We start from the raw sequence: 25,854 nt of genomic DNA, 5'->3' as shown, positions 1-25,854 counted from the left end.
GAGGTGTTTATGAAGATTAATATGTTCATTGACGGGAAATGGGTAGAAGCGTTATCCGGTGCTAGAACCAACATTCTTAATCCCGCAACCGGTGAGGTGATCGCGACATCTGCTGTTGGATCAGTAGAGGATGCGAAGTTGGCAATCAAGGCGGCGCGTAAAGCTTTTGACAGTGGAATCTGGTCGAATCTATCTGCTGATGAAAGAGCGGACTATCTCTATAAGATTGCAGACCGTCTTGAAGAGAGGGCAGCTGAATTTGCGCGGCTGGAAACTGCCAATAACGGTAAGGTGATTCGAGCCACAACCTATGCTGATATTCCAGTATCGATCCAATGCTTCCGCTATTATGCTGACTTGATCAAAGACATGAAAAAGGAATCGTTCACTCGCGATGATTCATCGGAAACCAAGATTATTCATGAACCGGTTGGAGTTTGTGGACTTATCGTACCTTGGAACTTCCCGCTGATGTTAGCGGTTTGGCAAATTGCTCCTGCACTCGCCGCTGGGAATACGATCGTGCTTAAGCCTGCTGAGATCACTCCAGTCACTGTATTCAAACTATTCGAAATCATGGAAGAAGTCGGACTTCCATCTGGAGTGGCAAACCTAGTACTGGGACCTGGATCAAAAGTTGGGAATGAGCTTGCCGAAAGCCATGATGTTGACAAGGTTGCCTTTACGGGCGGAACCAAAACAGGCCAAAGCATTATGCGCGCTGCCGCAGGCAATATGAAAAAAATTACGCTTGAATTGGGCGGCAAATCCCCGCTTATTGTGTTCGATGATGTTGATTTTGAAGTGGCGGTTGATAATGCGATGTTTGGTATTTTCCATAATGCCGGTCAAGTTTGTTCAGCTGCTTCACGTTTGCTTGTGCAAGAGTCGATTTACGATAAGTTTGTGGAAAGACTGGCCGAGCGTGCAAACCAAATTGTGGTTGGTAATGGTGAAAGCGACATCATGGAGATGGGACCTCTAACAAGTGAGTCTCATATGAATGAAGTTTTACAGTACATCAAGAGTGGACTTGAAGAAGGCGCAAGGCTGGTATGCGGTGGCAACAGACTAACAGAAAATGGGCTGGATAACGGATTTTTTATTGCGCCAACAATCTTTGCTGATGTAAACGGAGATATGCGCATTGTAAAGGAAGAGATTTTTGGTCCAGTCCTTGTTGTTCAGAAGTTTACAGATGAGGAAGATGCTATCCAAAAAGCGAATGATTGCATTTATGGATTAGCCGGTGCTGTATTTACGGAAGATATGGAGCGAGCAAAGCGTGTGATTACTAAATTGCGTGCGGGAATTACATGGGTAAATTGTTATCACATCGCGTATGTTGATAGTCCATGGGGTGGATACAAGCAAAGTGGAATCGGCAGAGCGTTAGGAGCTGTTGGGCTGGAGCATTTTATGGAAACGAAGCAAATCAATATCCATCAACATGCCAAGAGGGTAGGTTGGTACGCCAATTAATTGGGCTTAACTAATTGGATCATTTATTGATAAGGGGAGATGCAGATGGAACAAGTATACAATCCTCCGCCTTTGGAGATTGAATCAGAAGAAGCATCGGATAAGTTAGCCTATGATTCCGTGCTAGGAACCAAAAGTATTCCGTTATTATATCTCCGCTTTGCTTTGGCAGGAATTATGGCGAATGTAGGTTTGGGTATATCATCCATTGTCGATGGTTATTTCGTCAGTGGCTTTCAGGTGCTAGAAGTCGAAGGGATCGGGATTGGATTTACGGTCATGGTAATTACCCGTATGCTTGGTGTTCTTTTTGGCGTGGGAGCCGGAGCGGTTATTTCGCTTCGGCTTGGTAAAGGCAAAATTACTGAAGCAAGAAGCATCATGGGTCAAACTTTATGGTTTACACTTTTTGTCTCAGTTTTGATAGCTGTTATTGGATTGGTCTTTGAAAATCAAGTGATGACCTGGTTCGGAGCAAGTGATGAATCGCTTCCCTACGCGGTGGAATACAGCCGGTTGTTGTGGATTTCTCTGCCGATAACGATTTTAGCTGTTGTCTTAAGTATTTTAGCGAATATCGATGAAAAACCTGGATTATCTATGAGCAGTTGGATCGTCGCTTCAATTTTTGGGGCGATTCTGGAATGGATTTTAGTTACGAAGTTTGACATAGGGATGATGGCTTCTTCTTGGGCGAATACGGTAGCCCAATCGATCCCTGTTTTGCTCATGTTTTATTTCTGGTTTGGGAAAACCAATCTGAAGCCAAAGTGGAAAGACATGAAATTTAAACTAAAAACAATTGGTGAAGTGACCTGGACCGGGTTTGCATCTTTCTCCAGTCAGTTCATGATGTTTTTCGCCATTATTTTCTTCAACAATTTACTGCAAAGCTATGGTGGTGGGCTGCATGTTGCCGCTTTCACCATTCAAAACGGTTATACCACGAATCTGCTTGCGTTAATAGCGCTCGGCGGGATGACAGGACTCCAACCGATCATTAGTTACAATTACGGTGCGGGTAACTTTGATCGCGTGAAACAAGCCATTAAAATGGGAATTATCTTCACGGTTTTCTTATTCGTGATATTGACTGCATTATTAATCGTTTTTGCAGATCCAATTATGTCATTTTTCTCTGGCGGTGATCCTGAATTACAGAAACTGGGCATCTGGACGACAATGGTGTTTAATTGCCTGTTTACATTAAATGCCGTGAGCTTGCTTATTGCCGGCTATTTCGAAGCGCAAGAGAGAAACTGGACGGCAACATTTATTAATGTAAGCAAAATGGTGTTGTTTTCGTTCCCGTTTATGTTTATTTTCCCAATATTTTGGGGAGTGGATGGCATATGGTACTCAGGTCCTGCGGCAGAAATTCCAGGCGTACTAATTGCTATCTACTTTATTAGAAAAGAGTTTAAACTCTTAAAAAATACGAGTGTTGCGACAGCACGCGTATAGAAGCTATTTATTCAAAGTGAAATACTAGAAAGTGAGAGGATATGGGTGTTCTTTGCAAAAAAACTTACAGTTGAAGAAGCACAACAACTAGGAGTTGACACTTGGGAACCATGGGTAGGTGAACCCAATAAAGGTACTTGGCATGTAGAGGAGCAAGAGGTTTTCTATGTGACCGACGGTGAAGTGTTTATTACAGTAGATGAAGAAAGGTATCATATTACAAAGGACTGGGTCGTTTCCTTGGCTAAAGGCCTTGTTTGCGAATGGGATTGTCCTGAGTTTTTGAAAAAGAATTATATAATGAATCATGAAATCAATTTGAAATAATGTGATATAGGGAGTAAAGTCTATTGACTGGTACTGCCATATTTATTAGGTGTGTAATTCAGAATATTGAAACGAAACGCACGAGTCGATTTAACCGTGGATGATGGAGCTATTTACAAGATACACAAAAGAAATGGATAGGGAGTCAGGTGTAAATGACTGACTTCTCTATCCATTATTTTTTCAACTCATCAAGATCCCACCAAGGCATTTTCCGTACTCGGAATAAAAATGAGGTGTTCATGGTTTGGATCATTCTTTAACTCGAAAATAAGGTCACCCAAAATCGATTCAGAAGAACTGTGCCACCAAATGCAGCAAGCATAATGAGCAAGGCGGTCACGCTGTACTTCATGACATGAGAAGACCTACGCGCAAATAACAGATTCGTCAGGATACAAGCCATAAGATAGGCAAGTAAAACGATGTATCCCATTATACTAGGTGTAGGTCTAACATCGAGGAAGCCTCCGGTAATCAGCACGAATGCCATTACATAAAATCCGCTAATGCCTAGAAGAATGTTAAACAGCACGGCCATTTTATTCATCCACATTCCGTCTCACCCCAATTTCAATCTTACTGATTTGACGAGGTGATTTTCGATTTGTTCCCTGAAAGACATGAAATCCTCCTGGCCTTGACACCTACCAAAAGAGCTCATGAAACTCAACTACGTACCTGGTATCTTAAGAACTTCTTTTCGGCGCCAAAATCTACATGAAGTGAAACCGGCAGATTGTCAAAGATATGCACTTGTTTTTGTTCGAAATCAACAAACACATTCGTCATTCCTTCTTCATGAGGTAATTCATACACTTCCTCAACGTCAACAAAAGAAAAAGATGAGTACGCAGACTCCCTTGTTGAAGCTGGCTTGCTAGCGGGTGAGAGAACTCGAGCATGATCTGGAAGGTGGATCACAGCTGGATCATTTTCAGATGGATAGGCTAACCCGGTGTCCTTCGGTGTTGCGAAGATCAATAAATGAACAGGTTCCTTGTATAAATTGGCATACCCGTGAATCACATTTTGAAATCCGAAGACGACCTCCCCAGGTCCGACTTCCATTGTACGAGTGTTGCTAAGATAGTAGGTTAATCGTCCAGATAAGACGATTGCACAGTCCTCTCCTAAGGGATGAGTATGTGGTCCAATCTCATCTCCCGGGCTTAAATAACCTTCAATCAGTCGACAGGTTTCATTCGCACTGTGCCAAATTTTTTGTAAACCGGGGATATTCCGCTTTAGTTGAAGAGTGATATGCGTCATATTCAATTTCCTCCACTTCAAAAAAATGGTATATTCCAAACATAACGACTCTTTCTTGTGGAATCAACTTCAAATAGGAGTGGAATGTGTTGAAGCCAAATTCTTGCTATTTTACAGATGATTCTTCGCTATGTGTTAGAAGTCTGAACGAAAAGGATATTCCTTGGTTGGTGAAATGGTTATCCGATCCACGAGTCTTGCAGTATTATGAGGGGCGGGATCGGGTCTACAATGAAGAGAAAGTCAGGAAGAAGTTCTACCCAAACCATCCTGAAGAGGTCCCGAACATAAACCGCTGCCTTGTGGAATATGAGGGTTCTCCCATTGGGTATTTGCAATTTTATCCGCTCTCGGTCGAGATGTTGCAGAGATATCAATTGCCAACTTCGGAAGCTGCCTATGGAATGGATCAGTTTATCGGGGAGCCGGACTATTGGAATCAGGGGATTGGCAAGATGGTCATGGACAGTATGATCGGGTACTTATCAGAGGAGCTGAAAGTAAAGCGAATCATTGTTGATCCAAGAGTGAGTAACCTCCGGGCTATCCGTTGTTATGAGAAATGCGGCTTTTGCAAAAGGGGAGTTCTTCAGCAACATGAATGGCACGAAGGGGTGTGGCATGATTGCTGGTTGATGGAATATGTTTAGAACGTTTAGAAGAAATACTGTTAGAAAATTATTTATTGATTGAAAATTATTCTTATTTATCATATATTGGTTCTTAACCAAAAAAACGCAAAGGAGCCAATTAATGAGATATAGGGATTTACATCCAAATATTAAAGTGCGTTTTCTTGAGATGTTTGTCGCGAATATTCTTGGAAATATGATCTTTCCATTTATGACGATTTATTTTGCCCAACGGATGGGAGCGGCGCTTACCGGTATCCTTTTGATGGTGAATGTACTTGTCGGAGTTGTTGCCGAATTTTATGGGGGGACTTTGGCTGACAAAATCGGGCGGAGAAAGGTTATTCTATTCTCTGAGTTCCTGCGATTTGCGGCGTTTGGCATCACGGCTTTGGCGAACTCTCCATGGTTTGATTCGACGTGGGTGACGTATGCGATGGCCATGTTGATGAGTATCTTCTGGGGTATTTCTTCACCAGCACAGGAAGCGATGCTAATTGACTGTTCCACAGAAGCGAATCGACCGCTTATCTATGGGTTCGGATATTGGGCTTGGAATGTATCCGTGTTGGTAGGTAGCTTGGTTGGCGGGTTCTTCTTCCAATCCCATCGATTTGAGATCTTCTTGGGAGCGACGGGTGCCTCTTTGTTCTCTATTATACTCATCTACTTTTTCATTAAAGAGACGTACACACCTAAAGAAGATAAGCAACCGAAGCAAAACCCGATCTTATCCATTATTCACTCCTATAAGTCAGTGGTTACGGATAAACTGTTTATGCTGTTTTTATTAGCAGGGGTTCTCAATGGTTCTATTGAGAACATGGCAGGACAATATACCAGCGTACGGTTGATTCAGGAGTTCAAGCAGCAAACGCTTTTCACAATCGGCGGGTACAGCTTGCAGGCTGATGGAGTGAGAATGTTTGGGTTATTGACAGCGACCAACACCTTCATCGTCGTTTTGCTTGGATTAGTTGCTGTTCACTTCATCAGAAAGCTTTCAAAGAGGTTTGCTCTAGTTACTGGGATTTTGATTTACGCGGCAGGGTATGGGATTGTCTCGTTTACTAATCAACCTTGGTTATTGCTCTTATTTGCCGCAGTAGCTACGATTGGTGAATTGGTTTGGGTGCCTGTTATGCAGAGTACTGTACCAAAGATGATTCCAGACGATAAGCGAAGCACATACATGGCTGTATTCGGGACGTCTCACAGGTTCAATATGGTTTTGGGATCTTTAGCCGTTACGATCGGTTCGTTTTTGCACTCATATACCATGGGCAGCCTGTTCTTTTTATCTGGGGTTGTTTCAGTTGTCTTATTCATGATCCTGTTTACTAAACTGGAAAAAAAGACGAAGCAAGAAGAGCATGCGGCCTAAAGCACAATAGAAGAACCCTTACTTTCTCCTAATGAGAGACAGTAAGGGTTCTTTTCGCTTTATTTTGTCGGGTCTTCGGAAGTCAGCATGGCCTCGAAGGATTTGTTATCCTTTTCGATCGTATAAAGAACAAGGTTTGGGACAGTTTGTGAGGTTAACGTAATCACATGCATTTCCTGACGCTCACCGATCTTTTTAATCGTCTGAGATTGGACGTTGGCATCACTTGGGATGAAGGCGGTAAGGCTTGCGAGCGCTAAGAGTTCATCCTCATAGCCTTGTGCCTGCGATTTGCTGTCCAGTAAGAACGTGTTGCTTTGAAAATCCTTGGTCGTCGAAATGTGAGTCACCTTGTGATCCCCTGACTGATCATAAACAACAGTGAGTGGGCGATTTGCCTGGGTTTGAAAAGAGACCAACTCTTTTGACTGATACACTTCAGGGGTAGTATGTTGCCCCAGTCTTTTCTCAAACTCTTGAACGCTTTGTCCAAGCTTGGCCGAATCCGCCGACTTATTCGAAATGATCTTCATGACTTCGGCAGATATACCACCGCCTACGTTCGGGGAGTTTTCAGCATTATTTCTTTGGTTCCCGCATGCGGTTAATACAAATATCAGTGAGAGAATAAGCGAAAGGGTTAATAACTTTTTCACGATGACACCTCGATGAAATGGATAGTGTAGGTAGACGTAAAACCTACCTTCTAGTGTAACCCAAAAAGATGGTATGGTCACGAAAAACCATTTCAAAAACTGGAACATCATCGGGAAGGGGGATCGTCTTCTTCATCCTCATCTGTCTCTTTCTTTTCAACCTTTTGTTCGTGATGTTCCACTTGGGTTTGCCCGAAGACGTAATCGAGGGGAGTGTAATAATGCTCCACAATCTTTTTCTTAGAAAAAAACTTGTAGAGCGCCATTCCGAAAGCAATAAGTATAAGAACTGCGATTGTGCTTGTCAAGACTAGCGTTATGAACAAAGCAATCATTCCTTATAGTAGGTAGTTAAGATGTCTACGAATGAGCTCTGGGAAAAGTTTCGTTATAAAATAAAATTTTCCACTTGAAGGTCAAGAAAGGTCAAAGTATAATAAGGTCATAAAGGTCAAGGTTAGTCAAAGTCAAAAACCTTGCAAAATCAGATTAAGATTCTTCGTTAAGAATCTATTAGGAGGGAAGCTGTATGATTTGCCAACACTGCAAAGAAAATCAAGCGAACGTTAAACTGAATATGGTCATCAATAACAAGGCGCAGAGCCTTAACCTGTGTCATGAATGCTACCAAAAAGTAGCCAAAGGCATGAACGTCCCGCAGCCATTTGGTTCCTTGTCTGGTAAGAGTCCTTTTGATCAGATGTTTTCTTCACTCTTTTCTTCTTCCATGACACCTCCTCGAAAGAAAAGTGGAGAAGCGGTTGTGGAGAACTATCCATCTCAAGGCATACTGGATGAGGTTTGCCGCAACTTGAATCAAGCGGCAAAACTTGGCTTAATTGACCCTGTCATCGGTCGTGATGTTGAAGTAGATCGCGTCATCGAGATTCTTAACCGTAGAAACAAAAACAACCCGGTGCTGATCGGTGAACCTGGGGTTGGTAAAACTGCGATTGCTGAAGGTTTGGCCCTGCGCATTCTCGAGGGTAAGGTTCCAGCCAAATTAGCAAATAAAGAAGTGTATACGCTTGACGTATCCTCATTAGTTGCCGGTACTGGAATCCGTGGCCAATTTGAAGAAAAAATGCAAGAAATCATCGCAGAGTTGAAAAAACGCAAAAACATTCTCCTCTTCATTGACGAGATTCACTTGTTGGTAGGAGCAGGTTCCGCACAAGGCTCCATGGACGCAGGAAACATCCTCAAGCCTGCCTTGGCGCGCGGTGAATTGCAGGTAATTGGCGCGACGACCCTGAAAGAGTACCGCACGATTGAAAAGGATGCCGCGCTGGAGCGTCGTTTCCAACCGGTTATCGTGAAGGAGCCATCCAGTGAGGAAGCGTTTGAAATTCTGAAAGGGTTGCGTCCGAAATACGAAGCGTACCACCAGGTAGCTTATACAGATGAGGTTTTGAAGGCTTGTGTCCAGCTATCCCAGCGCTATATTGCAGATCGCTATCTACCGGATAAAGCCATTGACTTGATGGATGAAGCGGGTTCCAAAGTAAATTTGCGCCACTCAGCAAGTGACGAATCTGACCTCTTGGCCAAACTGGAGCAGGTTCGCCAAGCGAAGGAGAAGGCAACGCAAGAGGAAAACTACGAACGTGCCGCTTCAATCAGAAAAGAAGAGCTGGAACTGGAGAGTCGTTTGAACCAAGTAGAAAACTCCGCCGTTACTGGGGAAGTGCGTGTAGAGGACATTCAAGAAATAATTGAAAAGAAAACAGGAATTCCTGTGCAAAAACTTCAACAAGCGGAACAAACCAAGATGAAAAATCTGGAGGAACAACTGGCAGCTCAAGTGATTGGGCAGGAAGAAGCGGTGAAGAAGGTAGCCAAAGCGATTCGCCGCAGCCGTGCGGGGTTTACCTCCAAAACAAGACCGATTGCTTCCTTCTTGTTTGTTGGACCTACCGGTGTAGGGAAAACCGAGTTGACCAAAAGGCTTGCGGAGCAGCTCTTCGGTTCGAAGGAAGCGATGATTCGTCTCGATATGAGCGAATACATGGAAAAACACTCCGTTTCCAAGCTGATTGGTTCTCCTCCAGGCTACGTAGGCCATGAAGAGGCTGGACAGTTAACCGAAAAAGTCCGTCGTAACCCCTATAGCATCATCTTATTGGATGAGGTGGAGAAAGCGCATCCAGATGTCATGCATATGTTCCTGCAGATTCTTGAGGATGGTCGTTTGACCGACAGTCAGGGACGTACGGTAAGCTTCAAGGATACGGTCATTATCGCGACAAGTAATGCTGGTGCGACACAGCAGAATAGGAAGTCACTCGGATTTAAGGGAGAAGAGGAAGCGGAAGTCGAAATGATTCCTTTGATCGACAACTTGGGCGATTACTTCCGACCAGAGTTTTTGAATCGTTTTGATGCGATTATCCCGTTTATTCAGCTGAATAACGATGACTTGATTCAAATCGTCGAGCTGATGTTAGAAGATGTGGTAACAACCATGAAGGAACAAGGAAAAACCATTACGGTAACGAAAGAAGCGATGAACAAACTGGTGGAGCTTGGAGTAAACCCAGCCTTCGGAGCACGACCATTGCGTCGAGCGATTCAGGAATACGTGGAGGATGGTATTGCCGATCTGATTATTGAGGAAGAAAACGTAACAGAAATCAGAGTGGATGTAGTAGATGATCACATTACCGTAGTTAAGATTGCGTAAATGAAAAAACCATTGAGAATCGAGTTGACAAGAACTCGTCTCAATGGTTTTTTTCTACCCAGATTGCATCAGGAAGTTTTTAATGATGCTTACTTGGATACCAAGCTGTTGCGATAAGCTCCGTGGTTGGTTGGGCCTACGTATTGGTTAAGCGGGAAAGAATGGCGAATTGCTTCGGTAATAAAGGCTTTGGCGGTGTGAACCGCATCGCGAACAGACTTGCCTTTTGCTAATTCAGCCGTAATAGCAGCGGAGTAGGTACAACCAGCTCCGTGGGTGTAGGTTGTCTCAATTCGGTCAGATTCAAGGATTTCAAATGTTTGACCATCGTAGAGCACGTCTACCGCTTTTTCGTGCTGGAGTTTGCCGCCACCTTTTACTAGCACGTATTTGGCGCCAAGCGCGTGAATTTTCTCTGCGGCTTCCTTCATTTGCTCTACAGTGGTGATAGGAGCCATCCCGCTTAGTTTGGCTGCTTCAAACAGGTTAGGCGTGACAACCGTTGCCAATGGCACGAGAACGTCGCGCAAAGCGACTGTGGATTCAGGATGTAATTCTTCATCCGCGCCCTTGCAGACCATTACAGGGTCAACTACGATATTTTTCACTTGATATTGTTTGAATTTTCGTGCAGCGAGTTCAATTACTTCTGGAGAACCTAGCATACCTGTTTTGGCAGCATCGATTCCAATTCCAGCCATGACAGTTTCAATTTGGGCTTCCAATGTCGCTACGTCAATTGGAAATACGGCATGGAACCAATTTTTGTGGGGATCCTGAGCAACGATTACGGTCAAGGCATTCATCCCAAACACGCCAAGCTCTTGGAATGTTTTCAGATCGGCTTGAATTCCAGCACCGCCGCTTGTGTCAGATCCAGCAATGGTTAACGCTTTATGCATTGTCATAACCCTACTCCTTACACCTGCGCGAATATCGATTGCAATCCGCGGATATTAGTTTATTTATCATTAATTGAAAGGGAAAAGCAGGGAACTGTCAATAGTTTATAACGCTCATGTTGTATTGACACCATAGTGGGAATCTGTTAAATTTCCTAAATCATCGAAGCACGGAATGGGTTGGGTTTATAATGGGAGAAATGTCATGAAAATTGTGGAAACATTTATCGTTGCGATCATCGGAGCCGTTGTATTCTCCTTGCTGCATATACCGTTGGCTTGGATGCTTGGGTCCATCACTGGAGTCATGATCTGGCATCTTGGCGTGAAAAGGGAGTTAGATTGTCCATTTTCTTTTCGACAGGTTGCTTCTGTCCTGTTCGGCTACATGCTGGGTACTTCGTTTACCCGGGAGACTGCCTGGGATATCGGACGTCAGCTTCCTTATATGGCGGTTACCACGATTAGTCTGGTTTTGTTCAGTCTGGCTATGGGGTATTTGGTTGCCAAGAAGAGCGGGATCAGCGTGGCGAGCGGTATATTCGGAAGTGTTCCAGGGGGATTATCCCAGATGCTTGTCATTAGTGAGGAGATTGAGGAAGCCAACGTTTCGATTGTCTCGTTCATGCAGACGATTCGCTTGTTGGCTGTTATTTTTATCATTCCGTTTCTGACCGTACACGGACTATCCAAGGGGGCCATATCCTCTGCCGGTTCGGCTGTCACCAGCAATGCGACTTCCGTCAGTTTATTTCCGTGGTGGACGTATTTGTTGTACATACCTGTAGCCATAACGGGGGCTTGGGGCGGTAAGCTAATCCGCTTACCTGCTGCCATCATCACAGGTCCGCTGCTCTTTACCGCGATCATCGCCATCGTGACCGGTATTCAAGCACCGCCATTACCTGGTCCATTATTGATTGTCTCTCAGCTTATTTTTGGAGCGTATATCGGGTTAACCATGAAGGTGAGTGACTTCGGTATTTTCAAGAAAATTGGCGGTTTTACCGTAACCAGCAGTATTTTGCTGGTCGGTGCCGCTTTGGCGATCAGCCAGGTGCTTGCCTACTTGACGGGGGCTTCGGCTTCCACTTCGTTTTTGAGTACGGCGCCAGGTGGGATTGCGGAGATGGGTGTAACGGCTAGCATCGTTCACGCGGATCTCTCGATGGTCAGTAGTTATCAGCTGTTTCGGATGTTCTTTATTATGTTATTTGTGCCGCCGTTATTGAAGAAATGGTTGTTGTGGAGAAAAAACAGATCGTCAATGCTTGCTACAGGAAAAGAGGGTAGAGAATCATGAAAAAAGGGGTACTTTACGCAGTGGCCGCCTATCTTTTATGGGGACTATTGCCGCTTTATTGGAAGTTGTTTCAAACGATGCCGGCCTGGGAGATTCTCGCGCACCGAATCCTCTGGTCGTTTGTGTTCGTAGGGGCGCTGTTGACGATTAATAAGCGTTGGAGTCAGCTTAAGCAGGCAGTCTCTGAGCGGAAACAGAAGCTGGCCATCCTTTGTTGTTCTTTGCTGATTAGTTCAAACTGGCTGATCTTCATCTGGGCGGTTAATGCGGGACACGTGATCGAGACCAGTCTCGGTTATTATATCAATCCGTTACTGAATGTCTTGTTTGGGGTGTTCCTTCTGAAGGAGAAACTTCAGATCGGAAAATGGATTTCGATTGGATTCGCCGCCATTGGGGTCGCAATTATTACATTCCAGTACGGCCAGGTTCCTTGGATTGCGATCTCTCTCGCTCTCTCATTCTCGTTGTATGGTCTTGCGAAAAAAATGATCAAGATAGACTCCATGCTGGGTCTTGCTTGGGAGACGATTCTGGTTTCACCGCTGGCTTTGCTTTATCTGATGTTTGTTCAGGTCAAGGGGGAAGCTACTGCTTTTACTCTCCCCTGGTATTCTATCCTGCTTTTATTGCTGTCCGGTGCGGCAACAGCACTGCCGCTCTATTGGTTTGCTCAAGCAACCAAAATCCTGCCATTTACAACGGTTGGCTTCATTCAGTATTTGGCGCCGAGCACGAGTCTGCTGCTCGCCATCTTCATCTTTCATGAGAAATTTACGACACCGGATTTGATTGCTTTTGGATTTATTTGGTGCTCGCTGTTTGTCTTTACCTTCAGCTCCATGAGACAAAAACAGGTCGTCACGGCCAAAGCCGCTTAAATACTACTCTTGAAACGAGAAAAAGAGCTTCCGATGCGAAGCTCTATTTTATGTGCAGTAATATACGATTAACGGGATCGTACCGCATGGGGCTGTAATCGTCTTCGTTAATCTGGACGGGTTGAAACAGCTCATATTGAAACCTGGTAAAGCAAGCGGAAAAAAGGCAAGTGCATAGTTGTTCCAATCCATTGGAAACCTAACCTTACCAGCAACTTGAAGCTAATTCGTCATGATGTACGAAGTAGGGAGGTTCCTATGAGCACCAATCAGGATTTTGAAGAGATTTACGCTTTATACAAAATGCGAGGGGAACAGCAGGCGATTCAGGAGAATGCTCCACAAGTCTCGCAAACGAATCCTACGATGGGACAGTTGACTCAAACCAATGAGCAATTCACAATCACTAACCGTCCAATGCCTGCTAGCCAAGGACAAATGACTCAAAATGAAACGATGGAGAATCAAGAGTATGCGCAAGGCGGGCAAGAACAGATTGTAGCTGTCCGTAAAAACGACGATGGCGATCTCATCGCGTTCAAAACAAGCTCAGGACGGGAGCTGGATTACCTGACTGCGTTAGCGGAGGCCAAGGCAGGGAAGCTGTCTCACGTCGATGTGTTTCACAAATACGGCAGAGACATCCTTCGCAGCGAGCCGGACGGCATCAAAGAAAATAATCTGGACAATCTTCCTCAGTTTTAGCCCAAGATATCGGGCTTTTTTTATATCATTTGTTAAAGAGGATTCCATCTATACGGTGCAATTTGGTAAAATTGGAAGATCACGTTCACGTAACCTATCAGGGTAAAGAAAAAACAGAGGAGAACGTTATGGAAAAAATCCTATCCATCCCGCTCACTTGGCTGATCGGGCTGATTATCATCTTGGGATCGCTTGTGTACGTTACGCTCATCGAACGCTTTTGGGTCGAGGTTCGCCCTGTGGGGATTGCCATCGCCAAGCTTCCTGCCTCAATGGCTGGTTTGCGAATTGTGCTATTCAGCGACGTACATGTAGGCTTTTATTACGAGAATCATCATTTGCGTAAGCTGGTTGATCAGATCAATGAACAAAAGCCAGACGTCATCTGTTTTACGGGAGATTTGCTGGATTCACGGGATGCATTGCCGATGATCCAAGAAGCAAGTCGCGAATTGGCGCGACTTCAGGCTCCTCTCGGGAAATTTGCCGTACTTGGCAATCATGATTACCGTACAGACGCAGACCAGATTGCCAAGCATCTTCAGCTGGGAGGATTCAAGCTGCTCGTCAACCAATCAGACTCGATGGTCCATAACGGTGGACGGTTGAATATCGTTGGAGTTGATGATGCTATAAACGGGAATCCCGATTTGGCAAAAGCCCTACAAGGGGTATCCGAACAAGCGCCGACGATTCTTTTGGTACATGAACCTGATTACGCAGCCATAAGTAGCAAGTTCCCCATTGATCTTCAATTGTCGGGGCATAGTCACGGGGGGCAGGTACGTATACCTTTTGGTGGGCCCGTATTGACCTCCAGATTGGGAAAAAACTACAACGCCGGGGAATACAAGCTGCATAATATGACCATCTATACGACGAGAGGCATTGGAACTACCATTCTTCCCGTCCGTTTCTTTAGTCGCCCGGAGATCACAGTGATCACTCTGCAGCAACAGAAATGACGGAACCAGTTGAACCTTACGCCAAGAGCGATTCTTGGAAAGATTTTGACCGGCTTGATCGGTTATGATGATTCAAAAAATGATTTGCACTTCAAATAATGTGTGCTATAATCCATAACTAGTTGAGAGATTTTTAGTTGAGTGAGAGAAGAGAAGGAGACGAGATAAGATGAGAAAGAGCATGAGTTTATTTGTTTGTACCCTTTTGACCGCATTTGTACTAGGTGGATGTGGTTCCGCCAATGTACAGAATTCCTCGCAAACGACTACCGCGCCAACTTCACAAGCACACAAAGTGAAGTTAGGTCTTACCCAATTCGTACAGCATCCCGCACTTGATTCTGTTCACAAAGGGATTGTGGACGGTTTAGCCGAAGATGGCTTTAAGGATCAAGACAACCTCCAGATTGATTTCCAAAACGCGAACGGCGACATGAACAATACGGTGACCATTGCGCAAAAATTTGCCAGTGATCAAGACGATGCGGTTGTAGCCATTACGACACCATCCGCTCAAGCTGCTGCCAAAGCGGTAACCAATACCCCCGTTATTTTTAGCACGGTAACTGACCCAGTATCTGCACAACTCGTACAATCTATGGACAAACCAGAAGGCAACATTACAGGAACCTCTGACAAAGTGCCTATGGAGAAGCAATTAGAAGTGATTCAACAAATGATGCCATCGATTAAAAAACTAGGCGTATTGTATACGACTTCCGAAGTAAATTCCGGTGTTCAAGTTGATGAGCTGGAAAAAGCGGCAAAAGCCAAAGGCATTCAATTGGTCAAAACCGGAATCAGCAGCCAATCTGAAGTGCAATTAGCGACACAATCCTTGGTGGATCAGGTTGATGCGATTTTGATTCCAATCGATAATACAGTGGTTTCCGCTTTTGATGGAGTCTTGATGGTTGCTGAAAAAGCGAAAAAGCCAGTATTCGCTTCCGATACAGACACTGTGAAACGAGGAGCCGTTGCTACTTACGGTATCGACTACTATCAAATGGGTAAGCAAACTGGTCATATGGTTGCGAAAATCCTGAAAGGCCAAAAAGTGTCCAATACGCCAGTTGAAGTTTGCAAAGAAACCAACCTGTACATCAACGAAACAGCTGCTGCTAAATTCGGATTAACCGTGCCGGATCAATTGCGTAAACAAGCAAAGGAAATTTTTAAATAACATAGATGAACAAGGAGAGCGTAACGGCTCTCCTAATAAAACCCTTTAACGCTTTTATACTTTTAGGCATTAAACTTTAGGGGTTTAAAGTAGAAAGGTTTTGTGATAAAATTCTGACTAGCTGGAATATATAATAAAAAGTATGAAAAGCTAGGGGGACATGAATGTGAAAAAATCGTTTGCAGGAAAATCCAAAAAAGCAATGGTAGCCTCTTTGTTGTTGTCTGCTTCCATGTTATTATTGTCAGCCTGTGGTCAGCAGGGTGGAAGCGCACCTACGACGTCACCAACTCCAGACGCTTCTGGAAGCAAGAAGCCAATCAAAATCGGAGTAGTCCAAATCGTAGAACACCAGGCATTGGACGCGGCTAGAGATGGTTTTATCTCCGAAATGGCCAAGCAGGGTTATGCCAAAGACAAGGATGTTACCTATGATCTGCAATCCGCACAAGGAAACATGGATACTGCAACATCGATTGCACAGAAGTTCTCCGGAGACAAAGTAGATCTGATCTTAGCGATTGCCACGCCAACAGCACAAGCAGCCGCTCAAACTACGAAGGATATTCCCGTTCTCTTTACAGCGGTCACCGACCCAGTTGCTGCAGGGCTCGTCAAATCCATGGATAAACCGGGCGGAAACCTGACAGGAACAACGGATATGAACCCAGTGGAAGAACAACTTTCGCTGATAAAAGAGATAAAGCCTGAAACCAAATCGATCGGAATTATCTACAATTCTGGTGAAGTGAATTCCAAGGTACAGATTGACATGGCGAAGGCCGTTTCTGGCAAACTGGGTATTACGATTCAGGAAGCCGCCATCACCAATCCGACTGAAGTGAAGCAAGCAGCCGAATCGATGATTGGAAAAGTAGACGCGTTCTATGTACCAACGGATAACATGGTAGTTTCGTCTCTCGCCGCTATATTGAAGATAGCCGAAGAACAAAAATTGCCAGTCATCGCTGGCGAAGAAAACTCTGTGAAAAGCGGAGCCATCGCAACCTATGGAATTGACTACACGAAGCTAGGGGAACAAACGGCAGATATGGCTGTGAAAGTATTGAAAGGTGAAGCAAAGCCAGCTGATATGGCCGTTGAAAAACAAAGTAAAATGAAATTGACCGTCAATCCGGCGGCAGCAGCTAAAATGGGTGTAACCTTGCCAAAAGCGATGCTAGATCGTGCGGATGAAGTCATCAAATAACCCAATGAAATCAAGACAACTAGGAGGATACAATGAATCTCGCTTTAAACGGCGCCGTTGAACAAGGGCTGTTATTTGCCATCATGGCCCTCGGAGTCTATTTAACTTTTCGAATTCTAAATTTTCCAGATTTGACCGTTGATGGCAGCTTTGCCTTAGGTGGGGCCATCGGTGCCAAATTGATTATTGCTGGATATAACCCGCTGATAGCAACGGTGATTGCTATGCTGGCTGGAGCTCTTGCTGGCGCTATTACAGGAATATTAACGACGAAGGGGAAGATTAATGGACTCCTCGCCGGAATCTTGACCATGATCGCATTGTATTCCGTTAACCTGCGAATTATGGATCGTGCCAATTTGCCTTTATTGCGGGAAGATACCTTATACACCTATGCTCAAAACTTGCATATACCAGACCTTCGTATTCCTGAATTGCATATACTCGGCCTGGATGTTGGAGGGATCACGATTCTTACGGGTGTTGCCCTTATCTTCTTGGTATTTGTGGCGATTGTGAAGGGTTTGATTGACTGGTTCATGCATACCCAGATTGGGTTAGGACTGCGTGCGACTGGGGATAATCCGGCAATGATTCGGAGCTTCGGGATTAATACGGATTCGACCACCATCATCGGACTTAGCCTGTCTAACGCATTGGTCGCGCTATCCGGTGCTTTAATTGCGCAATATCAAGGGTTTGCGGATGTAGGCATGGGGATCGGAATGATCGTCATTGGTCTTGCTTCGGTCATTGTAGGTGAAGTGATTTTTGGTCACCAATCGTTGTTCCGAGCGACACTTGCCGTCATACTAGGCTCCGTAGTTTATCGTTTGGTCATTGCCTTGGCGCTCCGTGCAGGACTTTCTCCATCCGACATGAAGCTCATTACTGCCGTACTGGTCATTTTCGCATTGACGCTTCCGAATATGGTGAAGGGTGTATGGCGCAAAACGAACAGTGGAATCAAGGGGGGAAAAACTCATGCTTAATATCTCCCAGGTTGGCAAAGTATTTAATGAGGGTACCATTAACGAGAAAGTTGCTTTGAAAGAAATTAATTTGCGGTTGGCTCCCGGAGATTTTGTTACGGTGATCGGGAGCAATGGAGCTGGTAAATCTACTTTGATGAATATGATTTCTGGTGGAATTTTACCGGATCGTGGACAGATTACCATTGATGGTAAGGACGTCACCAAGCTTCGCGAACACCAGAGGGCTGCTTTTATCGGACGGGTATTTCAGGATCCGATGGCGGGGACTGCGCCGAATATGACGATTGAAGAAAATCTCGCAATCGCGTATTCAAGAGGCAAACGTTACACGCTATCATTAGGTGTCAGCAAGGAAAAGCGGAGGTTGTTTCAAGAGAAGCTGGAATTATTGGATCAAGGGCTCGAAAATCGCTTGAAAACAAAGGTAGGCTTCTTGTCAGGAGGCCAGCGTCAAGCCTTAAGTTTGTTAATGGCAACGTTCACGAATCCGAAAATCCTGTTACTTGATGAACACACCGCTGCGCTTGATCCAAAGCGCGCTCAGCTGATTGTCGAACTGACGAAAAAAGTAATTGAGATGAACAAACTAACCACCCTGATGGTGACGCATAACATGGAGCAAGCACTGCACATGGGGAATCGTCTCCTGATGCTCCATAATGGGCAAATCATCTTGGACATTCCGGAAGAACAGAAACGTCAAATGACAACCCAAGACTTGCTGAAAGCATTTGAAACGGCAAGAGGCGGAGAATCGTTCGTAGAGGACAAGATGATTCTGGCTTAAGACCTAATTGAAATCCCCTGGCTCTTTCTTTACATCGAGCTTGGGGATTTCTTCATTTATGACAGCGCCACTTACTGTATTTTGCCAAGATATTTATGTACACTTTAATCAGGAGGCGAATCAAGTGAAAAAGAATTCGAGTGAATTACCGATTCTGTTCTTTATTGACCAACAATCTTTTGAGAATTGGCTTGAAAATAATTATGATTCTTCTCCAGGAATCCGGTTGCAGATCGCTAAGAAAGATTCCGGCGTTGTTTCTGTTTCCTATGAAGAAGCGCTTGAAAGCTCGTTATGTTATGGATGGATCGACAGTCAGAAGGAAAAGTTTGATGACAAAACATGGCTTCAACGATTTACGCCACGTGGGACTAAGAGCATTTGGTCGAAAGTGAATAGAGAAAAAGCGGAGTTTCTCATCTCAAAAGGAAGAATGAAACCATCCGGATTCAAGGCGATTGAAGCTGCCAAACAGAGTGGACAATGGGATAAGGCTTACGAATCGCAAAGTAGTGCCTCTTTGCCTGAGGACTTCGCAATCGAATTGGAGCGTAATGCCAAGGCGAAGGCATTTTATGATACTTTAGATAGGCAGAATAAATATGCAATCCTATTTAGAATACATAACGCAAAAAAACAAGAAACCAGAACGAAACGAATTGAACAGTATATCGCGATGCTAGAAAAAGGTGAAAAAATTTACGATAAAAAGAGTTGAGGAAATAGAAGCTACAATGGGCACCAGAAGGAAGGAGTGTTGGGATCTTGCCAGATGACATTCAATTAACACTACGTAAGATGATCAAGAACTGGGATCAAATGAAGAGGAGCAGCGAAGAGCAAGCGGAAGAGGATGCCAATCTGTTCGAGGATTCTTTCTACGAGTTGATTGAACGGCTTCGTCAATGGATCGAAGGAATGAAAGTGAAGCCAAATACGTTGGAGGATGCGTTGTCTCTGCCTGAGATTGATGAAGTCGTGTCGCAACTGCCATCGGAGTTGTATCTGAACTTTGAGACCGAATTGGACTTGATTATAGAAGGGATAACGAGAAAAGAAGATGCCCAGTACGATTAGAGACAAATTCAATCCAATGAAAGGAATGCAAAATGGACGACCGAGACTGGGAGGCGTAGTACAATATGAACGTTCATCTCTTACTATTTGACGGCTTCGGGGAGATGGTTTCTCTCGCTCCATTTGAAGTATTGAAAAGAGCCAATGAAGTTGGGGCTGATTTTGACATTAAGCTTATTTCGGCAAACGGAACCTTAGATGTGGGGACAGCATACGGGGTGAAGATAAGGGCGGATGAATTGCTTTTGGAGGAGAATCGACCTGATCTCTTGATTGTACCAGGTGGCGGCTGGAACCATAGAGCTATAAAAGGAGCAAGAAAAGAAGCGGAGAAGGGTGACATTCCACGATACATTGGCAGAGTTCATCTAATAGGAACGATTGTAGCCGGTGTATGTACAGGCGGAATGTTACTGGCAGAAGCAGGGATCTTAAAAGGCAAGAAAATCGCGATGCATCACCTCGCAGCCGATGAACTTAAAGATTACGGCGCCGAGATGGCAGGAGCTCGCATTGTAGATGAAGGGTCTATCATCACCGCGAGAGGTGTGACTGCGGGTGTGGATTTAGGTCTGTGGATCGTGGAACGGTTTTATGGACCAACAGTAGCTTCGGCCGTAGAAGTAAGAATGGAGTATGAACGACGTGGAATTGTTATCAGGCGAGAAGGAGATCAGTGATGGAGAGACTCGATATCTTTAATGTAGATAGGATCAAGATTGGAGCTATGGAACGTGCTCAAGTACACGAAAAAGGTTGCTGGCATCAAACGTTTCATTGCTGGTTTGCCCAAATCATTCAAGATGAGATTTATCTCTATATTCAAAAAAGACAAAAAGGGAAGGATACGTTTCCTGAGAAATTTGACATCACAGCAGCAGGTCACTTGATGGAGAATGAAGCCCCAGTCGATGGGATTAGAGAAATCCAAGAGGAATTAGGAGTGGAAGTGGAATGGGATCAGCTCATTTCACTTGGGGTGATAGCCAATGAGATTATCACTGCTGATTTTATCGACAGGGAATTCAGTCATGTTTACCTGTATCAGAGTGAGCATAAGCTAAGTGATTTTAAGCTCCAAGAGGAGGAGGTTTCGGGGATATATCTCGTTTCGTTGGAGCGGCTATTCGAATTACTGGAAGATAAGAGGGACCAAGTAGATGCGGAGGGAATCGAAATCATTGGGAATGAAGCACTTGAGGTTAAAACGGTGCTCACTCTTACAGATTTCGTTCCTCATCAGCAGCACTATTATTGGGAGGTCCTGACTCGAATCAAAGCGAAGCTGTCCCTTCTAATCTAATTGACCAAACTCTTGTATACGTCGCAGGGTATCATCTGTAACAGTAAACTCGGCTTTACCACAGGTTTTGCATACATACATGTTTAATCGAAGCGTTCCTTTGATGAGATCCCCTAATTCTCCCAGGAATAGATTGCTGAAAGCGGAGGAGCGTTGGAGTTCTTGCTCACCAAGGAATAGCATTTCTTGCTGGCAATAGGGACAGTCTAGTTTCTTGACGATGACGTCCTGAAGCCCTGAAGGTTGATCAGAGGATTCTGGTAGCTCCTTTTCAAAATCGATCAGAGCGTTATCGCATGAAGGACAAAATGTATCGGTTTGTGAAATTGGTTGATCACACCAAGGACATTTCATAGGGAGCCTCCTGATTACGAATAGAATAGATGATCTTTTTACTAGAGTTTGTCTTTGTGTGTTCAAAGCAACCGAAAGAATACATAATAAATATTATGTAAACAAAAAAACGGTCGGCATTTTAAGCACATCCATGTTCTAATTCGGAGCCGGTAATCATTTGTTTTATTGAGAACTATTCCCTATTGTACATATTCGCCATTCCTCTGGTTTTTCCTGAATGGAAAACGAAAAAAATAGGGTCCCAACATGCGTAATGAGTTAGATTTTGCTGAAAATCAAGTGAAATCGGTTATGCGAAAAGATTCATATTTGTCGCGAACCTGATACAATAATACCGTATAAGTAAGTAGAGAAATATTGGATAGTGACCAAAGGAGAAGAAGAAAAGTGGAAGATGTAATCATTATTGGCGCAGGACCATGTGGGTTGTCTGCCGGGATTGAGTTACGCAAGGCTGGGTTTGATCCGTTGCTGCTTGAAAAGGGACCGATCGTCAATTCTATCTATCAGTACCCAACGTATATGATATTTCACTCCACACCGGAATTGTTAGAGATTGGTGAGATACCTTTTAACACGCCGAATGAAAAACCGACCAGACTCGAAGCCCTTACCTATTACCGGACAGTCGCGACTCGAAATGAGCTTCGAATTCGTCAATATGAACAGGTGGTTGAAGTTAACCAAATCGTAGGAGTTCAGTCTCATGGAAACGAACTTGTCGGTCAGACTGATCACGAGTTTTTTCAGGTGATGACAACAGATCGCCATGGGAAGAGACACACATTGGAGTGTAAGCATCTGGTGATGGCAACAGGGTACTTCGATCATCCCAATCGATTGCAGATTCCAGGGGAGGATTTGCCGAAAGTCTTTTCATATTATAAGGAAGCTCATCCTTTCAGTGGTCAGAAGGTAGCCATCGTTGGCGGGAATAACTCTGCGGTCGATTCGGCGCTTGATTTAGAGCGAGCGGGAGCCGAAGTGACGGTAATCTACCGTGGACCTGAGCTCTCTTCACATGTTAAAGCGTGGACAAGGCCACTCTTCGAAAGTATGGTGAACAAAGGTCGAATCACATTCTATACATCATCGCAAGTAACCGAAATCAACCAAGCCTCTATACAAGTAAATACGCCAGGGGGTATATTGACCTTGGAGAATGATTACGTTTTTACTTTAATCGGCTATCGACCAGATCGAACGATGTTGAATGGACTCGGTGTAGAAACCGACGATACGACGGGAGCGCCACTCTATGACCCTGAGACGATGGAGACGAACGTACACAATCTTTTCATCGCGGGAGTAATTGCGGCTGGGAATCGTGCCAACTCTATTTTTATTGAAAATGGAAGACATCACGGTGCGTTAATTGCAAAGCATATGAAGAAGTAGGAAAAGAACATTTTAACATTGCTTATTTGAAACCCGGCTATCCGGGTTTTTTCTTTTGGCGCGCATTTATTGCGCTAGATTGGAACGAAGTCATTATCTTGTCGTCACTTACGAAAAAGTCATAAATTTTTAAAATAGGACATAAGATTAAGCCAAAAGTTCTGAAAAAATGGGTCCAATTGGACGAGAACTCATGCTTATTCAATGACCAAGCCATGAGTATCCATCTGTCATCCATACAGGCTAAACCTCTCAAGAGGTGATTGTGATGAAGCGTCGCTGGTTGAAATACACGATAGGTGGAGTCTTGCTTTTACTCCTATTCGTGTTGATTGGATCTGTCAGTCTTTACTGGTACCTCGAACCCACGCGTTACTTCTCAAGAAATCCGCATCCTGTACTTGGAGAGCCACATTCTTTTCAAAATGAACAAACGAAGCCGCTACAAGAAGCCGCATCTTCTCCACAAGCTACATCCTCTACACCACAAGAAACTTCGCAGAAACCAGCTCAATCGAAGCCTGATCCTTCTTTTAACGTATTGATCCTTGGGATCGATGAAGCAGAAGCAAGCATTGCCCGTACGGATGTGATCATGTTTGCCCATGTTGATCCAGTGACTAAAAAGGTTTCCTTGCTTTCCATTCCTCGTGATACCAAAGTCAAGATTGATGGGGTGGGGTATACCAAAATTAATCATGCACACGTACTCGGAAACCTTCACGGAGGCAACCACGCTGGAACAACGGCGGCGATCCAATCCGTTACGGAGTTGTTAGATCTACCAGTAAATTATTACGTCAAGGTCAGCTTTCGTAGTTTTGAACATTTTGTCGATCAAATCGGTGGGGTTGATGTCAATCTCCCTTATCAAATCAAAGCCTTTCCTTCAGGAGTTAATCATTTAAACGGTACTCAGGCACTTGAGGTTGCACGCGAAAGGCATTCTCTGCCGAGAGGCGATATGGATCGACAAGTGAGTCAGTCGCTTATTCTCAAATCAATCCTAACGAAGGTACTTGAGCCGAATAATATTCCCCAAATTCCTGAGCTGTACCAAAAAGTGAAGCAAGATATGATTGATACTAATTTCACAGACACTGACCTCTTAAGCTTGTCCCTCCTGTTCAAAGGGTTAACCGGTGAAGGCATACGCTATGATCAGCTTCCTGGAAAGGGAAGTTTTGCTATGGACCCCTTGGTGAAAGCGCAACTCTATTATTGGATTCCCGATACGGAAGCGCTAAAATCCATCGTACAATCATTCAAGACGAATTAGAACACGAACGGAACCACCGAAGGATGAAAAATCCAGTGCGGTGGTTCTTTTTTTCTCTCGTCTTCCATGCCATCATTATAGATGGGGGCGATGAAGGGTGTTTCAGGATTTCAAGCACGTCGGTGATCGGCCGGTCGCGATACAAGTGAAAGAATACGTCAAACGTTTAATCATAAAAGGGGCGCTTCAGGCGGATCAGAAGCTGCCCTCCACACGAGAAATGAGCGGTCTCTTAAAGGTGAGCCGCAATACAATCATTGCAGCCTATGAAGGCCTGGAGGATGACGGATATACGTATGCGATTCCTGGGAAAGGCAGCTATGTGGCCGCTATGGTGGGCCGTTTGGCTGCAAATAACGGAGAAGTTGACGGATCCGCCGTCTGGCAGATCGACTGGAAGTCAAGAATGAACGAGTATGCTGTCTCGGCTGTAGAGTTGGATATGATGAAGCAGGGCATTCGCGCCAAAAAAGGAACCATCTCATTCACGAGCATCGCTCCTGATGAACAGCTGTTTGATCTGGGGGATGTAAGGCGAGCCTTTATGGACCGGATGGCAATCGAAGGACAGGTACTTCTCAACTACGGCTACGCTAAAGGCTACAAGCCGTTGATCAATTACCTGATGCGTTACATGGAGAATAAGGGCGTCGATATAAGCGGCAAGGATATATTGATTACAAGCGGGTTTACAGAAGGCTTTGACATTGTGCTGTCTGCACTACGCCCTTCTGCGCAACGCGGAGCGGCAATTTGTGAAAATCCGACCCATCATACAGCGATCAAAAATTTGAAGCTGCATGGATTTGAGATTACCGGCATTCCGATGGAGCGTGACGGTATTGATGTGGATCAGCTTGAAGCGGTATTACAGAAGCAGACAAACAGCTTCGACCTGGCCTATTTGACACCTTCCTATCATAATCCTACAGGCATTGTCATGTCGCCGGCGAAGCGCAGCGCCGTTATGAAATTAATGACGCGCTATCAGATTCCGGTGATCGAGGATGGATTCAATGAGGAGCTGCGTTACTCGGGAGCGCATATTGCGCCATTAATCGCGACAGCAGGGCAAGGGAACGGTGTAATCTATATTGGCAGCTTCTCCAAGGTGCTGTTCCCAGGCTTGCGAGTGGGCTGGGTGCTTGGAGACCGGGCGCTGATCGACAATCTGGAAAGCATTAAGCGTGCTCGCACCATTCATACATCAACAATCGATCAATCGATATTATATCAATATTTGCTCAATGGAAATTTCGATAAATATGTAAAAAAAGCGCGTGTGGAATATAAGCGCAAATATGAGCTGACGAAGGCAATGTGTGAAGAATATCTGCCTGAGGCGAACCTGTCTGGCGACGGGGGCTTGCATTTGTTTCTTACTTTCCCGTCAGGCGTAAATACAAGCCAACTGCTAGAAGCTTGCGTAGAGCAGGGTGTAATTTTTACACCGGGAGACAAGTTCTTTACTCAAGAAGGCGAAGGGACGAATACATTGCGGCTCGGTTTTTCACGAGTAACAGATGAAAATATCGAGCGAGGGATTCAGATAATCGGCAAACAGGCGCGTAGCTTTCTTGAGGGATAACAATCCGTAAACACACAACAA

26 protein-coding genes and 1 pseudogene are annotated in these 25,854 nt (G+C 44.6%); 21 read left to right on the top strand and 6 right to left on the bottom strand.

Annotated features, from left to right (window positions below; translation table 11 throughout):
* The first annotated feature begins 9 nt into the window (after positions 1 to 9).
* The 3 genes from ACQCN2_RS06475 to ACQCN2_RS06465 are packed head-to-tail and all read left to right on the top strand — an operon-like array spanning position 10 to position 3,273.
* Positions 10 to 1,482: an aldehyde dehydrogenase family protein gene (locus ACQCN2_RS06475; protein WP_426928071.1), complete on the top strand. Its 1,473-nt coding sequence runs from the start codon at positions 10 to 12 to the stop codon at positions 1,480 to 1,482.
* Between the two features lie 45 nt (positions 1,483 to 1,527).
* Entirely contained in the window at positions 1,528 to 2,946 is a 1,419-nt protein-coding gene (locus ACQCN2_RS06470; protein WP_426928070.1) for an MATE family efflux transporter, read from the top strand.
* A gap of 45 nt (positions 2,947 to 2,991) precedes the next feature.
* Positions 2,992 to 3,273, top strand: a complete 282-nt coding sequence (locus ACQCN2_RS06465) for a cupin domain-containing protein (RefSeq protein ID WP_426928069.1) — start codon at positions 2,992 to 2,994, stop codon at positions 3,271 to 3,273.
* Between the two features lie 259 nt (positions 3,274 to 3,532).
* Here ACQCN2_RS06465 and ACQCN2_RS06460 read toward each other — a convergent pair whose 3' ends face one another.
* Complete coding sequence (locus tag ACQCN2_RS06460) at positions 3,533 to 3,829, bottom strand: hypothetical protein (RefSeq protein ID WP_426928068.1); 297 nt, start codon at positions 3,827 to 3,829, stop codon at positions 3,533 to 3,535.
* 113 nt (positions 3,830 to 3,942) lie between these two features.
* On the bottom strand, positions 3,943 to 4,545 hold the full coding sequence (locus ACQCN2_RS06455; protein ID WP_426928067.1) for a cupin domain-containing protein: 603 nt from the start codon (positions 4,543 to 4,545) through the stop codon (positions 3,943 to 3,945).
* Positions 4,546 to 4,631: 86 nt separating this feature from the next.
* On the opposite strand from ACQCN2_RS06455, the gene ACQCN2_RS06450 reads away from it, so the two are divergent.
* Together ACQCN2_RS06450 and ACQCN2_RS06445 are read left to right on the top strand one after the other, a co-directional pair.
* Positions 4,632 to 5,195 carry a GNAT family N-acetyltransferase gene (locus ACQCN2_RS06450; protein ID WP_426928066.1) on the top strand — a complete coding sequence of 188 codons (564 nt, stop codon included), beginning with the start codon at positions 4,632 to 4,634 and terminating at the stop codon, positions 5,193 to 5,195.
* A 103-nt stretch (positions 5,196 to 5,298) separates the two neighbouring features.
* The gene (locus tag ACQCN2_RS06445; RefSeq protein WP_426928065.1) at positions 5,299 to 6,561 is read left to right on the top strand and encodes an MDR family MFS transporter; all 1,263 of its coding nucleotides are present in this window, start codon (positions 5,299 to 5,301) and stop codon (positions 6,559 to 6,561) included.
* Positions 6,562 to 6,620: 59 nt separating this feature from the next.
* On the opposite strand, the gene ACQCN2_RS06440 is transcribed toward ACQCN2_RS06445, so the two are convergent.
* Together ACQCN2_RS06440 and ACQCN2_RS06435 are read right to left on the bottom strand one after the other, a co-directional pair.
* On the bottom strand, positions 6,621 to 7,217 hold the full coding sequence (locus tag ACQCN2_RS06440; protein WP_426928064.1) for a hypothetical protein: 597 nt from the start codon (positions 7,215 to 7,217) through the stop codon (positions 6,621 to 6,623).
* 107 nt (positions 7,218 to 7,324) lie between these two features.
* Entirely contained in the window at positions 7,325 to 7,552 is a 228-nt protein-coding gene (locus ACQCN2_RS06435; protein WP_426928063.1) for a DUF3951 domain-containing protein, read from the bottom strand.
* A 194-nt stretch (positions 7,553 to 7,746) separates the two neighbouring features.
* Here ACQCN2_RS06435 and ACQCN2_RS06430 point away from each other — a divergent pair, with 194 nt between their 5' ends.
* Positions 7,747 to 9,900, top strand: a complete 2,154-nt coding sequence (locus ACQCN2_RS06430) for an ATP-dependent Clp protease ATP-binding subunit (RefSeq protein ID WP_426928062.1) — start codon at positions 7,747 to 7,749, stop codon at positions 9,898 to 9,900.
* Between the two features lie 89 nt (positions 9,901 to 9,989).
* On the opposite strand, the gene pdxK is transcribed toward ACQCN2_RS06430, so the two are convergent.
* Positions 9,990 to 10,808: a pyridoxine/pyridoxal/pyridoxamine kinase gene (gene pdxK / locus ACQCN2_RS06425; RefSeq protein WP_426928061.1), complete on the bottom strand. Its 819-nt coding sequence runs from the start codon at positions 10,806 to 10,808 to the stop codon at positions 9,990 to 9,992.
* Between the two features lie 199 nt (positions 10,809 to 11,007).
* Between pdxK and ACQCN2_RS06420 the strand changes: the two genes are divergently transcribed.
* The 12 genes and pseudogenes from ACQCN2_RS06420 (at position 11,008) to ACQCN2_RS06365 (ending at position 21,211) form a co-directional block, all read left to right on the top strand.
* Positions 11,008 to 12,105: an AbrB family transcriptional regulator gene (locus ACQCN2_RS06420; protein WP_426928060.1), complete on the top strand. Its 1,098-nt coding sequence runs from the start codon at positions 11,008 to 11,010 to the stop codon at positions 12,103 to 12,105.
* Entirely contained in the window at positions 12,102 to 12,986 is an 885-nt protein-coding gene (gene rarD / locus ACQCN2_RS06415; protein ID WP_426928059.1) for an EamA family transporter RarD, read from the top strand. The genes ACQCN2_RS06420 and rarD overlap by 4 nt, the downstream gene beginning before the upstream one ends.
* A gap of 483 nt (positions 12,987 to 13,469) precedes the next feature.
* Positions 13,470 to 13,691: pseudogene (locus ACQCN2_RS06410) on the top strand (DUF3892 domain-containing protein); the annotation flags it as partial.
* 128 nt (positions 13,692 to 13,819) lie between these two features.
* Positions 13,820 to 14,656: a metallophosphoesterase gene (locus ACQCN2_RS06405; protein WP_426928058.1), complete on the top strand. Its 837-nt coding sequence runs from the start codon at positions 13,820 to 13,822 to the stop codon at positions 14,654 to 14,656.
* A gap of 169 nt (positions 14,657 to 14,825) precedes the next feature.
* The gene (locus ACQCN2_RS06400; RefSeq protein ID WP_426928057.1) at positions 14,826 to 15,839 is read left to right on the top strand and encodes an ABC transporter substrate binding protein; all 1,014 of its coding nucleotides are present in this window, start codon (positions 14,826 to 14,828) and stop codon (positions 15,837 to 15,839) included.
* A 202-nt stretch (positions 15,840 to 16,041) separates the two neighbouring features.
* Positions 16,042 to 17,049 carry an ABC transporter substrate-binding protein gene (locus ACQCN2_RS06395; RefSeq protein WP_426928188.1) on the top strand — a complete coding sequence of 336 codons (1,008 nt, stop codon included), beginning with the start codon at positions 16,042 to 16,044 and terminating at the stop codon, positions 17,047 to 17,049.
* Positions 17,050 to 17,081: 32 nt separating this feature from the next.
* The gene (locus ACQCN2_RS06390) at positions 17,082 to 18,041 is read left to right on the top strand and encodes an ABC transporter permease (protein WP_426928056.1); all 960 of its coding nucleotides are present in this window, start codon (positions 17,082 to 17,084) and stop codon (positions 18,039 to 18,041) included.
* A complete protein-coding gene (locus ACQCN2_RS06385) occupies positions 18,034 to 18,831 on the top strand; it encodes an ABC transporter ATP-binding protein (protein WP_426928055.1) in 798 nt (265 codons plus the stop codon). Before ACQCN2_RS06390 ends, ACQCN2_RS06385 begins: the two co-directional genes overlap by 8 nt.
* Positions 18,832 to 18,955: 124 nt before the next feature.
* Positions 18,956 to 19,549: a YdeI/OmpD-associated family protein gene (locus tag ACQCN2_RS06380; protein ID WP_426928054.1), complete on the top strand. Its 594-nt coding sequence runs from the start codon at positions 18,956 to 18,958 to the stop codon at positions 19,547 to 19,549.
* 47 nt (positions 19,550 to 19,596) lie between these two features.
* Entirely contained in the window at positions 19,597 to 19,908 is a 312-nt protein-coding gene (locus ACQCN2_RS06375) for a hypothetical protein (protein WP_426928053.1), read from the top strand.
* Positions 19,909 to 19,973: 65 nt separating this feature from the next.
* Positions 19,974 to 20,588, top strand: a complete 615-nt coding sequence (locus ACQCN2_RS06370) for a DJ-1/PfpI family protein (RefSeq protein WP_426928052.1) — start codon at positions 19,974 to 19,976, stop codon at positions 20,586 to 20,588.
* Positions 20,588 to 21,211: an NUDIX hydrolase gene (locus ACQCN2_RS06365; protein WP_426928051.1), complete on the top strand. Its 624-nt coding sequence runs from the start codon at positions 20,588 to 20,590 to the stop codon at positions 21,209 to 21,211. The genes ACQCN2_RS06370 and ACQCN2_RS06365 overlap by 1 nt, the downstream gene beginning before the upstream one ends.
* Here ACQCN2_RS06365 and ACQCN2_RS06360 read toward each other — a convergent pair.
* On the bottom strand, positions 21,203 to 21,565 hold the full coding sequence (locus ACQCN2_RS06360; RefSeq protein WP_426928050.1) for a hypothetical protein: 363 nt from the start codon (positions 21,563 to 21,565) through the stop codon (positions 21,203 to 21,205). The genes ACQCN2_RS06365 and ACQCN2_RS06360 overlap by 9 nt on opposite strands.
* A 390-nt stretch (positions 21,566 to 21,955) precedes the next feature.
* Here ACQCN2_RS06360 and ACQCN2_RS06355 point away from each other — a divergent pair, with 390 nt between their 5' ends.
* From ACQCN2_RS06355 to pdxR, 3 genes are all read left to right on the top strand, one after another.
* Entirely contained in the window at positions 21,956 to 22,966 is a 1,011-nt protein-coding gene (locus tag ACQCN2_RS06355; RefSeq protein WP_426928049.1) for a YpdA family putative bacillithiol disulfide reductase, read from the top strand.
* A gap of 268 nt (positions 22,967 to 23,234) precedes the next feature.
* On the top strand, positions 23,235 to 24,245 hold the full coding sequence (locus tag ACQCN2_RS06350) for an LCP family protein (RefSeq protein ID WP_426928048.1): 1,011 nt from the start codon (positions 23,235 to 23,237) through the stop codon (positions 24,243 to 24,245).
* Positions 24,246 to 24,342: 97 nt separating this feature from the next.
* Positions 24,343 to 25,833 (top strand): MocR-like pyridoxine biosynthesis transcription factor PdxR, encoded by a 1,491-nt coding sequence (pdxR, locus tag ACQCN2_RS06345; RefSeq protein ID WP_426928047.1) that lies wholly within the window; start codon positions 24,343 to 24,345, stop codon positions 25,831 to 25,833.
* Positions 25,834 to 25,854 lie beyond the last annotated feature (21 nt).

Source organism: Brevibacillus ginsengisoli (assembly GCF_050113715.1).
GTDB classification, from domain to species: domain Bacteria; phylum Bacillota; class Bacilli; order Brevibacillales; family Brevibacillaceae; genus Brevibacillus_H; species Brevibacillus_H ginsengisoli.
Note: the sequence above shows the minus strand (reverse complement) of the source record. Positions and strands in the feature narration are given on the sequence as shown.

Coding starts and splice junctions, on each gene's coding strand:
- ACQCN2_RS06475 (WP_426928071.1), top strand. CDS start 10: ATGAAGATTAATATGTTCATTGACGGGAAATGGGTAGAAGCGTTATCC.
- ACQCN2_RS06470 (WP_426928070.1), top strand. CDS start 1,528: ATGGAACAAGTATACAATCCTCCGCCTTTGGAGATTGAATCAGAAGAA.
- ACQCN2_RS06460 (WP_426928068.1), bottom strand. CDS start 3,829: ATGTGGATGAATAAAATGGCCGTGCTGTTTAACATTCTTCTAGGCATT.
- ACQCN2_RS06455 (WP_426928067.1), bottom strand. CDS start 4,545: ATGACGCATATCACTCTTCAACTAAAGCGGAATATCCCCGGTTTACAA.
- ACQCN2_RS06445 (WP_426928065.1), top strand. CDS start 5,299: ATGAGATATAGGGATTTACATCCAAATATTAAAGTGCGTTTTCTTGAG.
- ACQCN2_RS06435 (WP_426928063.1), bottom strand. CDS start 7,552: ATGATTGCTTTGTTCATAACGCTAGTCTTGACAAGCACAATCGCAGTT.
- ACQCN2_RS06430 (WP_426928062.1), top strand. CDS start 7,747: ATGATTTGCCAACACTGCAAAGAAAATCAAGCGAACGTTAAACTGAAT.
- pdxK (WP_426928061.1), bottom strand. CDS start 10,808: ATGACAATGCATAAAGCGTTAACCATTGCTGGATCTGACACAAGCGGC.
- ACQCN2_RS06420 (WP_426928060.1), top strand. CDS start 11,008: ATGAAAATTGTGGAAACATTTATCGTTGCGATCATCGGAGCCGTTGTA.
- rarD (WP_426928059.1), top strand. CDS start 12,102: ATGAAAAAAGGGGTACTTTACGCAGTGGCCGCCTATCTTTTATGGGGA.
- ACQCN2_RS06405 (WP_426928058.1), top strand. CDS start 13,820: ATGGAAAAAATCCTATCCATCCCGCTCACTTGGCTGATCGGGCTGATT.
- ACQCN2_RS06400 (WP_426928057.1), top strand. CDS start 14,826: ATGAGAAAGAGCATGAGTTTATTTGTTTGTACCCTTTTGACCGCATTT.
- ACQCN2_RS06395 (WP_426928188.1), top strand. CDS start 16,042: ATGGTAGCCTCTTTGTTGTTGTCTGCTTCCATGTTATTATTGTCAGCC.
- ACQCN2_RS06390 (WP_426928056.1), top strand. CDS start 17,082: ATGAATCTCGCTTTAAACGGCGCCGTTGAACAAGGGCTGTTATTTGCC.
- ACQCN2_RS06385 (WP_426928055.1), top strand. CDS start 18,034: ATGCTTAATATCTCCCAGGTTGGCAAAGTATTTAATGAGGGTACCATT.
- ACQCN2_RS06370 (WP_426928052.1), top strand. CDS start 19,974: ATGAACGTTCATCTCTTACTATTTGACGGCTTCGGGGAGATGGTTTCT.
- ACQCN2_RS06365 (WP_426928051.1), top strand. CDS start 20,588: ATGGAGAGACTCGATATCTTTAATGTAGATAGGATCAAGATTGGAGCT.
- ACQCN2_RS06360 (WP_426928050.1), bottom strand. CDS start 21,565: ATGAAATGTCCTTGGTGTGATCAACCAATTTCACAAACCGATACATTT.
- ACQCN2_RS06350 (WP_426928048.1), top strand. CDS start 23,235: ATGAAGCGTCGCTGGTTGAAATACACGATAGGTGGAGTCTTGCTTTTA.